Annotated in this window: 11 protein-coding genes; 8 read left to right on the forward strand and 3 right to left on the reverse strand. The window is 22.3% G+C overall.

Translation table 4 applies throughout. The annotated features are described in order from the left end of the window. Positions 1 to 7: 7 nt before the first annotated feature. Complete coding sequence (locus AACK83_RS02190) at positions 8 to 310, reverse strand: hypothetical protein (RefSeq protein WP_338959115.1); 303 nt, start codon at positions 308 to 310, stop codon at positions 8 to 10. 183 nt (positions 311 to 493) lie between these two features. Here AACK83_RS02190 and AACK83_RS02195 point away from each other — a divergent pair, with 183 nt between their 5' ends. Next, on the forward strand, positions 494 to 847 hold the full coding sequence (locus tag AACK83_RS02195; protein ID WP_338959118.1) for a hypothetical protein: 354 nt from the start codon (positions 494 to 496) through the stop codon (positions 845 to 847). Positions 848 to 922: 75 nt separating this feature from the next. Then, positions 923 to 1,435 (forward strand): hypothetical protein, encoded by a 513-nt coding sequence (locus tag AACK83_RS02200; protein ID WP_338959121.1) that lies wholly within the window; start codon positions 923 to 925, stop codon positions 1,433 to 1,435. A 178-nt stretch (positions 1,436 to 1,613) separates the two neighbouring features. Here the strand turns inward: AACK83_RS02200 and AACK83_RS02205 are convergent, their stop codons facing one another. Continuing rightward, complete coding sequence (locus AACK83_RS02205; protein WP_338959124.1) at positions 1,614 to 2,582, reverse strand: hypothetical protein; 969 nt, start codon at positions 2,580 to 2,582, stop codon at positions 1,614 to 1,616. A 278-nt stretch (positions 2,583 to 2,860) separates the two neighbouring features. Here AACK83_RS02205 and AACK83_RS02210 point away from each other — a divergent pair, with 278 nt between their 5' ends. From AACK83_RS02210 to AACK83_RS02230, 5 genes are all read left to right on the forward strand, one after another. Further along, positions 2,861 to 4,042 carry a prolipoprotein diacylglyceryl transferase gene (locus tag AACK83_RS02210; RefSeq protein ID WP_338959126.1) on the forward strand — a complete coding sequence of 394 codons (1,182 nt, stop codon included), beginning with the start codon at positions 2,861 to 2,863 and terminating at the stop codon, positions 4,040 to 4,042. Positions 4,043 to 4,165: 123 nt separating this feature from the next. Next, positions 4,166 to 4,474: a hypothetical protein gene (locus tag AACK83_RS02215; RefSeq protein WP_174480536.1), complete on the forward strand. Its 309-nt coding sequence runs from the start codon at positions 4,166 to 4,168 to the stop codon at positions 4,472 to 4,474. 19 nt (positions 4,475 to 4,493) lie between these two features. Then, complete coding sequence (locus AACK83_RS02220) at positions 4,494 to 5,552, forward strand: MSC_0882 family membrane protein (RefSeq protein ID WP_338959129.1); 1,059 nt, start codon at positions 4,494 to 4,496, stop codon at positions 5,550 to 5,552. A gap of 296 nt (positions 5,553 to 5,848) precedes the next feature. After that, on the forward strand, positions 5,849 to 6,781 hold the full coding sequence (locus AACK83_RS02225; RefSeq protein ID WP_338959131.1) for a BspA family leucine-rich repeat surface protein: 933 nt from the start codon (positions 5,849 to 5,851) through the stop codon (positions 6,779 to 6,781). A 484-nt stretch (positions 6,782 to 7,265) separates the two neighbouring features. Further along, positions 7,266 to 8,846: a hypothetical protein gene (locus AACK83_RS02230; protein WP_338959133.1), complete on the forward strand. Its 1,581-nt coding sequence runs from the start codon at positions 7,266 to 7,268 to the stop codon at positions 8,844 to 8,846. A gap of 87 nt (positions 8,847 to 8,933) precedes the next feature. Here AACK83_RS02230 and AACK83_RS02235 read toward each other — a convergent pair whose 3' ends face one another. Continuing rightward, on the reverse strand, positions 8,934 to 9,476 hold the full coding sequence (locus tag AACK83_RS02235) for a hypothetical protein (RefSeq protein WP_338959135.1): 543 nt from the start codon (positions 9,474 to 9,476) through the stop codon (positions 8,934 to 8,936). A 246-nt stretch (positions 9,477 to 9,722) separates the two neighbouring features. On the opposite strand from AACK83_RS02235, the gene topA reads away from it, so the two are divergent. Then, positions 9,723 to 11,684, forward strand: coding sequence for a type I DNA topoisomerase (gene topA / locus AACK83_RS02240; protein WP_338959137.1), 1,962 nt, complete (start codon positions 9,723 to 9,725; stop codon positions 11,682 to 11,684). Positions 11,685 to 11,689: the final 5 nt, after the last annotated feature.

Below are 11,689 nucleotides of genomic sequence, written 5' to 3' on the forward strand. Positions count from 1 at the left end.
TTTTTTTCTAAATTGGATTATTTGAAAATAAAAAATTAATTGATCTATTTAAGTCAATTAATTTTTTATTTTCATAAAGCATATTTTGAAATAAAAATGAGATTTCTCACAATTTTATGTTAAATATATAGTATTTTTTTAATTCTGCAATTATTTCCATTTTAATTTTTATGTAATTTTTTAGCATTTCAATATTAATTAAATTCTCTTGACTTTTTAAATGATTATTTTCTAAATTATTTTTTATTATTGCGTGACACTCAATTTCTCTAGAGTAATTTTTAATCATATTTTTTATGTTATTAATCATTTTATATTCCCCATTTCAAAGTTTTATAAATAATTTATTTATATTTTTTATTATATCATTTTATTTATAAAAATTATAAATAAAATGATATAATAAAAAAACAATTCCCTAAGAAATTGATAAAATTTTAATTTATAATAAGTATATTAATAATAATTACTTAAATGGGGAGTAGGGGGTTATGTGAAAATTTTATTAAAAATAATTGATTGTTTGAACCCAATTTCTATTTTTAAAAGTATTAAAAAGTATATAGAAAATAGAGCTAAGATTGAAGCAAAATTAATTGATAAAGAAAAGCAAAGACAACATGAAAAAGATTTACAAGATTCTAGATTTAAACGTGAATCACTTGAAAATGAAAAAGACAGAAAATTACAAAAAGAATTAGCTGAAGAAAAAACTAAAAGATTAGGGTTAATATTAGAAAATAAATTAACTATAAATAGACAAAATTATTATTTAAAACATGATAATAATCCTAAATTAGAATTGGAACTTAAAAGAAAACGAATTAAAGGTAAAAAAATAAAGTAATATTGTATTTACAAAAATATGAGGTTAAAATTGATATAATCACTCTATTGAAGGTGATTTTAAGGAGTTTTGATAATGGATTTAAATATCAATAAAAATTTAAAAACAAAAGTTTTAAATAATTTTTTAAATTTATTAGCAATTAATTTAGCAGATACTTATTTAGAAACCTTAAAAAAATATAAATCAAAAGATGTAGATGAATTAGTATTAAATTTTTTAGATCAAATAGTTTATTTAGTCGATGAAGAAATTGATATAACAAACGTTAAAAATAGTTCAAAAATATCAAAAATAAATACTAAACAAAAAGAAAAATTTAATAATGCTTTAAGAAAAGATAATAAATATCGAAAAATGTGTTCAGTTCTTAATTTTATATATCGAGTAATAAAAGAAGAAGAAACACAAGAGCAAGTATTCAATAATATATATCATTTTTATGAAAAATCTGATGCTGAAACTTTAGAAATATTTTCTAATGATTATAAAGAAAAAGAAAGATTTGATTTTTTTAAAGAAATAAAATTAAAGTTAAAAAATAGTAATAGTTTTTTATATAAATCAAATTTACAAGCAAATATATAAGTTTAATATATTTATAAAGTATCTTTAAAAACATCTCTAATAAAATATTAGAGATGTTTTATGAATAAACAAAATTATAAAAAATTAAAATGATTTATAATTTTACTATTAAATTTTCAATAAGTATTACAATTTTTTTAAAAAAGAACTAACTTAAAATTAGTTATTTTAAATTAGATTATTTATTTTTATATATTCCATCAGTAGTTGTTGCATAAATAGTAAAATTATTAGAATTATAAATCAATTCATTAATTGAATTAAGTTTATTTTCATAGAATAAAGTGAAGTTTTTTTCTTGATAACTTTTTCATATATTACCATCTTTATCACCAACTAAAACCCCTGTTCCAAAAGTTATTACTGTTGTATTTATTGTTTCTAAAGTTTGCTTATATGGTAAAAAATTAGCAATAGTAACACGTTTATAATAAACTTTTTTACTGTTGTTAGTAACAAAGATTGTTTCTTTATTATCAACAGCAATACTTGTAATACCACCATCTTTTAGTTGCTCAACTAAATTAAAAGGATTACCCCCAATACTTTTAAAAATCATTCCTTCTGTATTACCAGCATAAATTAAGCCATTTTTAGTTGTTTTTAAAACTGTAATGCTACCTGTTGCCCCATCTATTTTTTCTAATTCAGTTGTTGGACTTGAATTAGTATATACCCCTTGATTTGTTCCTATATAAATATTATTTTCTTTGTCAAAAGTCATTGCTAATAATTGATATGAACTTAAAGTATATTTTTCAGCAAGTTGATCATTTTTAAGAATATAAACTTTTAATTCATTATTTTTTTCATTATAAGTTCCAACATAAATTGTGCCATTAGGTGTTGTAATTAGTGATTTTATTTTATAATCATAATTAAGTAAATTTATTTCTTCAAAAGATTGACCATTGTCACTTTTATAAACAATACCTTCACTATTAACGGCATAAGTTTGTTCCCCCTTAAAAGTTAAACTATTAATTTCACCAGTAGTGCCTGTCATTTTGTTAAAGCTAATTTTAGAAACATTGTTTTTATTTAAAAAAGTAGTATTTTGATTGCTATTAATTATTTTATTATTTGATAATATCATCCCTAAACTTGTAACAGTGGTAATTAATAATAACAATTGTTTAAATTTCATTTTTATTCCCTCCTTTTTTTTAAAATTAAATTAAGATTTAGCAAAAATACATTATTTTTTGTATTTGTTTTTTGGTAAATCTTAATTTAAGTTTATATTTGCAAAAAATAATATACAATAAAAAATCTAAAAAAATGTGAATTACAATTACACTTTATCAAAATTATATATGTAATATATATTGTTTGCCTTTATTTATATTGTGATTCTTAGTTAGTTATGGTATTCTATTATGGTATTCTATATTAAAAGATGGTCTTGTAAGTGAGGTGTTTGTTATGTTAAATTTAGATTTTGTTGGACCTCACGGCATTACTGATACTTATGGTGGATGGTTTCATGTTTATGCATTTGCTATTATGTCGGGTATTTTTGCTTCAATTATTGCTTCTTGAGTAAAATTTAAACGTTATCGTGTTCCTACTGATTCTTTAGCATGATCAATAATATTTATTATTCCTGCTTCATTATTTGGTGCTAGTTTTCTTGGCAAGGATGATCCTAATAAGTCAATTAGTTTTTTTGAAAAATTTGCATTTTGAAAACCAGGGATGTCTATTCATGGTGGTGTTTTATTTGGAATTATTGCTGGTGCAATTATTTTTTACTTTGTTGGTCGTAAGTATAAAATATCATTATGAATATATGGTGATTTAATTATTCCTAATATTTTATTAGGACAGGTATTAGGACGTTGAGGTAATTTCTTTAATCATGAATTACTTGGTAACGTTGTAAGTTATGATTCATTATCATGATTACCTGCTTTTATTCGTGATAATTGTTTTAAATTAAATGGTGGACCAAGTGGCACTCCAGAAACTATTAATGGTGAAATTGTTTATCGTGCACCAATATTTCTTTATGAATCAATTGCTAATTTAGGATTATGATTAGTGATTACACTTGTTGTTCCAAATCTTGGTAAATGATTTGGTAAAAAGCCATGAAAAGTAGAACCAGATAAGTTTCAATTTGATTTTAAAAATAATTTTAAATACTGAGGAAAAATAACTTTTAATCCAAAATATTGAAATAAAGTAAATCGTGACCCAAAACATTTGACTTGAACTAAAATGTGAAATAAAGTTTACTATTATAATCAAGTACCAAAAAATGTAGTAAATAAAGCATTAGCAGAAGTCAAACCTTCTGGTAAGAAAATTAATGATTATATAAATAAAAGCAAAAAACTTTATGAAATAAATAATCCACATCATTATCGAATGATGCATGCAGGTGTTCAAATGGGACTTTACTTTTTTGGATGAAATTTAATTAGATTTATTTTAGAGTTACAGCGCCCACCAGAAGATTTATTTTTAATTAATCGTCCAATTCTTGATTATACAGTTTTATTATTGATTACTTTCTTTGGCCTGTTTCTAGCAATATTTGCACAATTTGTTGCAGCAAAATATTTACGTAGCGAAGGATGAACATATGAAAAAGAATATTAATAATATTCTTTTTTATTATTAAAATAATTATTATAACATAAAATAAACTATTAAATAGATAATATTAATTAGATTTGGTGTTTTTGTTATAATATTTATATACTAATGTATGAGGTGAAATTAGTGTTAGCAGTAGTAAGTGATGATAGTAGTACTAATACCATTAAGTTTTTAGGTTTTGAGATTCCAATTACTACTTTTTTATATTCAATGGGTGGGTTAGCACTTTTGATTTTTCTGTTATTATTATCAATTTTATTAATAATGTATTTACGCAAAAGGATTTCTATTAAAGGATACTTAAGTTTAGAAGAAAAAGATTATCAATTTGAAGATAAAATTTTGGAAATTGAACATGAAATTGCCAAATTACAAAGAAAATTTTATTCAAGTAAACATATTTCTAAAAAGACAAAAAAATATTTTAACTAATTAAATGTAGGTGATGTATATGTCTAAAATAAAATTTAAATTATTTGATAAATTTTTTTCACAAAAAAATAGGTTATCAGATAAAGAAGGTTATCAAAAATCAACTAATAATAACACTTATTTTAGCAATGTTGTACCACCAATTAATAAAAATAAAGAAAATATTCATAATTCTGATTTTAATGAAAATGATTATAATGAAAAAAAATATGATGGTAAAAATATACAAGTTACTAGTTCTTATATAATACCTTTACAAGAAAAAAAGACAGTGCCGATCAATGAAAACTTTACTAAAGAAAAAGATATGTATTATGATCAACCACAAACATTTAATACTATGGAAATAGTTAGTTATAAAAATAGTTTTAAAATTCCAAAACCAATTAGCAGAGAAATTAAATCAGAGAAGCTAAAACAATTAATTTTATTATTTATTGGTGTTATGACATTAATTATTGCTTCAACTTTTATTGGTTTATATTTTGGTATGATTAACATAAAAATTATTCCTCATACTGTAATTACTATTCCATTAGCAATTATTGCTCTTACTATTATTTTAATTAATATTATTGAATTTGTGACATTAAGAAGAGAAGTGGATTTATATATTGAAAGAACATTAAAAGGGTCATTATTACCTCCTAATTTTATAATTAGAAATTATCGTAAAATTCATGCTAACTTGATAATTATTAATTGAATAAGTATTAGTAGTTATATTGTTCTTGGTATTATTATTGGCATTATGTTTTTGATTAGTGGTCAGAAATTAACTTTTATTATTCAAAAATGAACAGTTAATGTTCCTGATATTATTAAAGATGCAATAACTTTAACAATTATTTTAGGTGTTATTTTCTTTATTCATATGATTAATATTGTTATTTTTAAATTTCGTAAACGTAATATTATAAGTTATTATGGCTATGAAATTATTAATCCACAAGAGTTAAATCAATACAAAAAAAAGATAAATAGAATATGTATGATTATTACTATTGGTTTTACTGCTTTAATATTTTTTGCAATTGTTATTCCAATATTTGTATTAAAAAGAAGAAAGAAAAAGTAAAAAAATATTGAATATTATCTATATATAATTAGAGTGTGTCATTAAATAAAATATTTTATGTAATAAAGATTATTTTTAAATAAAAACTAATTTGTATTATGTAAATATTTTTTTATTAAATAGTTAAATTTAAAAAAGTAAGTATTTATTTACAATATTTAATTAGTTAATAACTTTTTATAAATTTAATGTATTATTAACTTGTATAAAATATTGAATCCAAAAAATCAAATAAAAAAAGTAAAATGGGAAATATGAGAAATTTATAAGGATAGAGTCCAAAGGAGAATTAAGTTATGAAAAAATTATTAACAACATTAAGTTTTTTAACACTTGCAACAACCGCAGGAAATTTAACGAATTTCTTAAACTCAACTATACAAAAAAATAATATTACAACTAACTATATTCAAAATAAAACTCAACAAGATACAATTTACATTGATGAAGATGGAAAAGAACAAACAACTAATGCACATGATTTATTACTTATAAAAACTAAAGAAATTGTTCAAATTGGATTTTATAAAAATGAGAAAGAAGAAATTCAAGTTGTCAGAATGCCAGTAACAGTTGAGAAAGTACCTAATCAATTACCACAAGAAATAACATCTTTAAAAAATATGTTTTCTAGTGCTTTTGGTTTTACTGAAAAATTTAATCAAGATATTTCATCTTGAAATACTTCAAATGTAAAAGATATGAGTAGTATGTTTTATGGTGCTATGTTATTTAATCAAGATCTTTCAAAGTGAGATACTTCAAAAGTAACAAATATGTCATGTATGTTTCAAGGTGCACAGCAATTTAATCAAGATATTTCATCTTGAATTACTTCAAATGTAAAAGATATGAGTAGTATGTTTTCTAGTGCTATATCTTTTAAACAAAATATTTCAAATTGAAATACTTCTAATGTAACAAATATGTCAGCTATGTTTGAAGGTGCAAAGCAATTTAATCAAAATATTGGAAAATGAGATACTTCAAAAGTAAAATCTATGGGTTTTATGTTTAGCAATGTTTTTGATTGATTTTCAATATTTAATCAAGATATATCAGAATGAAATGTATCTAATGTAGAAGATATGAGTTATATGTTTTATAATGCTAAAGATTTTAATCAAGATCTTTCAAAATGAAATGTAGAAAAAGTAACAGAACATAAAAATTTTAGTGTTAATTCAGGAATTGATAATCCTAACAAATTACCAAAATTTAAAAATTAATTCATTAAAATTTGTTATATAATTTTTTGTTAGTTATAAGTAATTTTTTTTGATTAATATATTATAAAGTGTGTTATATGAAACTTTTATTTTTTTCATTAATTATTTTTTAAAAAATGTTGAAAATTTAAATTATAAATTTGTATTTCTCTTTTACTTTTGGAAAATTTTACTTGATAACTAATAGGAAGTTGTCACTAAATAATGATAAATTTTAAAAAAATGTTTTCATTTATTTTTTTGATGTTATAATTATTCACATTAACTAAAAATAGTACTTAAAAACTTTAATGAGTGTTTGCTCATTATAGTTTTTTTTATTTTTAGTTAATTTTAATAAAAGTAAGGCATTGGTTTATTTTTAGTTTAAAGTTTACAATTAGAAAATTCGAGAATATATAGATAGGATGAGAAAGTAAATGCCAAAAAAAATCAAAATAGAGGAAGACAAAAAACTTTAATAAATAGTCCAAGTATTACTGAAATGCAAAATTTAAAACTAATAGAATTAGAATTAAAAGAATTAGAAAAAGAAAAAGAAGAAAGTACTATTAATGAAGAAAAAAATATTCATATTCCTTATCAAAATTTAGTTGAGGAAATTACTAATTTTAATGATTTAGCAACTGAGATGACTATTAATACTATTAAACAAAAGGCGTTAGATTGAAGAAAAAGAGAAATAGAATTAAAAGCAAAAATTGATTCTTTACGTACCCAATCATTTAATATTTTTGGTGTTTATAATGTTTGACTAATTCAAGAAGTATTAAATATAGAACCACATTGATGAAATCGTTTTACTAATGCCAGAGAACAATGAAAACAGCTTACAAGTAAAATAAATAATATAACAAAAGAAGAATTTATAGTTAGAAATTTATGTAGTAATAGTATCAGTGATGTTGAACAAACAGAATTGAGAAGAAAACAATTGAGAAAACAATTTAAAAATATTAGTTTTGGACATTTCAGTAGAGAAAAATATTATTCATTATTTCAAGATTGAAATACCATTATAAATAAATTACAAAATGAATGCGATCAATTAAGTCAAGAAAAAATGGAAATGATACTTTTTTTAATAAAGACGGTGGGTAATGCCAACAATAATATTAGTAATAATAAAGTATTAGAAATAATTAAAGAAGTTTTTCCTTTGTCAAAAACTGAAATTTCATTAGAAAATAATAAAGCAGAAGAAATACAAGTAAGTGATGAAGAAAATTTAAAAAAACAACTTGCAGAAGAAAATCAAAAATGTAAAGAAATAATGGAAACAAAAAAAGATGAAATAATTAAAAAAACTAGTTCTTTAAAGAAAGTAAATAAAGAACTAAATACTAGTATAGATATTTGAAGTCAAAGATTAAAAAAATTAAAAAAACAATTTAATGATTATGAAAATAAGCATGGAATGAGTTTAAAACTTAAAGAAATAAATATTAGAATAATAACATTAGAAGCAAAATTACTTGCACTTTTAGAAAAAAATCAATTTAAAATCAAATGATATCGTGAATTACCTTCTAAGTTTGAAGTAGGAGAATATGTTATTAATGAAAATGATTTAGAAAATGCAAAAAAAATAGGAATCCCAATGTTATATGAAAAAGATCTTAAGCAATTATTAGAAAAATATAAAATTACAATTAAAAATAAAAAATATAAAATTGATAATGATAATGGTAGTATTGTTGTTGCTGGTGTCAAGAAATTTGAATTAAAATTAGGAAATTATGGTGGTAGTTTTGAAATTCCTACTTTATTGCAAATTCCTAGTTTTTCTCAAAATGGTAATAGCAATATTCTAGTGAGTGGTAATAATACTGTTAATGGTAATCAATCAGGATCATTATCAGAAAGTGGTGATGTTACTGATGGTAGTTCATCATTTAGTAATTATTCACGATCATTATCAGAAAGTGGTGGTACTACTGATAGTGAACATGATAATGATGATAAAGAAACTTTATCAATATTTACTAGTTCAGAAACTTGTAATAATGGTATGTTAGATCAGACAATGTTAGAAACTAAAAATAATGTAGGTTCTTCTTTATAAATAAATTAAAAAGAATGAGTTTTAATTAATTTTAATTAAACTCATTCTTTTAACTTTTTTTCTTTTTAATATTTTATAAAATATAGTCTATAAAATATTTTTATGAATAGTATTTTTTACATTAGATTGATTATCAATTATTACCCATTCATCTTCTTTGTTTATTTCTGATTTAGCATCATTTAACATATCATATTGTTCTTCAACATTTATTTCTGATTTAGCATCATTTAGCATATCATATTGTTCTTCAACATTTATTTCTGATTTAGCATCATTTAGCATATCATATTGTTCTTCAACATTTTTGCTATTGTTATTATCTAAAATTATTTGATTAATTTTAGTTGCATCATCTAATATCATATTATATTCATATTTACTTATATTACTTGATTGATTTGTTAGATTATTTGAGTTTAATGTAGTTTTCTTTTCATCATTTTTTTGTATTACTTTTATATTTAATTCTTGTTTTTTATTTTTGTAAAAATTTCATGAATAGTAACCAATTCCACCAGCAAGACATACTAGTCCCACTGTAAGAGGATTATTTGGAAGTATTGATTGTAATAAATTAGAAAGTATTTCAGAATTAATTTCGCTCTCATTTGTGTTTAAAAATTTCATTTTTATGTTCCTTTCAAATCAAAATAAAAATCTATTTATTTACAAAAATAAATAGGATAAAAACTTATATTAAATTTTTACTAAATAAATATAGCATAATTTATATATTAATTGTTAATAAGTTATTTAAAATTTTTATAAAAAAGCATATATCCAAAAAAATATTGACTTTCGCGTTAAAGTTATATATATTACAAAATAGTATTTGAATAAAGCTAATAAATTATATATAGAGGAAGATATAAGATGCCATCAAAATTAGTAATCATGGAATCTCCAGTTAAAAGTAAAGCAGTACAATCATATTTAGGTAATGATTATTTAGTGTTATCTTCGGATGGACACATTCGTAATTTAGCAATTAAAGGTCAATATGGTTTGGGAATTGATTTAGAAACTTTTGAACCAATTTACAAAATTGATCGCAAAAAAATGCCAAAGGTAAAAGAATTAAAAAGTAAATTAAAAAGTATTACTCATGTTTATCTAGCAACCGATCATGATCGTGAAGGAGAAGCAATTGCTTATCATTTAGATCAAGTATTAGCAACAAGTAATATATCATCACGAATAACTTTTAATGAAATTACTAAAGATGCAATTTTAACAGCATTTAAATCTCCACATAGTATTGATTTACCATTAGTTCGTAGTCAAGAAGCAAGAAGAATGGTTGATCGTATCATTGGTTTTCGCTTAAGTAATCTATTACAAAAGAAGATCGGTTCACGTAGTGCAGGGAGAGTACAATCAGTAGCATTAAAATTAATAGCAACAAGAGAACGTGAAATTATTAATTTTATTAGTAAAGAATTTTGAACAATTAATAGTACTTATCAAAAAAAAATAATATTAAATTGTGAAAAATATAAAGAAGAACTGTTAGTTATTAATAATGAACAAGAAGCAGTTGCTATTAAAAATGCATTAAGTGATAGTTATCAAGTAATTTCTGTTACTGAACAAAATCGTAAGCGTAATTCATTAAATCCATTTACTACTAGTAGTTTATTACAAGCAGCATCAACACAATTAAATTTTAGTACTGCTAAAACAACGCTTATTGCTCAGCAATTGTATGAAGGAATTGATGTTAATGGAACACTTACTGGATTTATTAGTTATCCTCGTACTGATTCAATACGTTTAAATGATAAATTTATTAAAAATGCCAAAACATTAATTGTTAATGAATATGGTGAACAATATCTTGGACAGAAGAAAGAACAGACTAATAAAAAAAATGTGCAAGATGCTCATGAAGCAATCAGACCAACTGATTTAACAATGAATAATAAACGTGCTATTGATTTTTTAAATAAAGATCAATTAAAACTTTATAATTTAATTTATTTTCGTGCCCTTAGTTCATTAATGGCACCAGCACAATTAATTAGTACTACTGTTTTATTTAAAAATAATGATTATCAATTTCGTTTAACAGGACAACAAATCAAGTTTAAAGGATTTTTAATGCTTGATGTAGAAAGTCTTGAAAATGAAGAACTTTTAGTTTTACCAAAATTTGAAAAAAATCAAATTATTAAAGTTGAGTCAGTAAATTTACAGCAACACTTTACTAAACCAAAACCAAGATACACAGAAGCTAAATTAATTAAAACATTAGAAGAACTAGGAATTGGTCGACCATCGACTTATAATCCAATTATGAACACTATTAAAGAACGCGGTTATGTTATTATTGAAAATAAGTCTTTTAAAGCTACTGAGAAAGGTCTTTTAACTAATGATAAACTTCAAGAGTTTTTTTATGATATTATTAATGAGACATATACTTCACAAGTTGAAACTCAATTAGATCAAATTGCTCATGGTAATTTTGATATGCATCAAGTGGTAAAAGACTTTTGAGTTAAGTTTGAACCAAGGATTGATGATGCTTTTGATAAAATGACTGAGTTTAAAATTAAACCGGTTTTATTAGATCAAGATTGTCCACTTTGTGGTGCCCCACTTGTGCAAAGAACAGGAAGATATGGTAAATTTAACGGTTGTTCAGCATTTCCAAAATGTCGATATATTCAAAAACAATTAGAAAAAATTAAACCTTGTTTAGTATGTACAGATGGTTGAATGGTTGTTAAATCTTCAAAACAAAATCGAAAATTTTTAGGGTGTACTAATTATCCAAATTGTAAACATGTTGAAAAGTATCAAGAAGTAACTTCTGATAAAGAAGTAAAGTAGGTGAA

Origin of the sequence: Spiroplasma endosymbiont of Tiphia femorata, from assembly GCF_964020225.1 — a bacterium.
Taxonomy (GTDB): domain Bacteria; phylum Bacillota_I; class Bacilli_A; order Mycoplasmatales; family VBWQ01; genus Spiroplasma_E.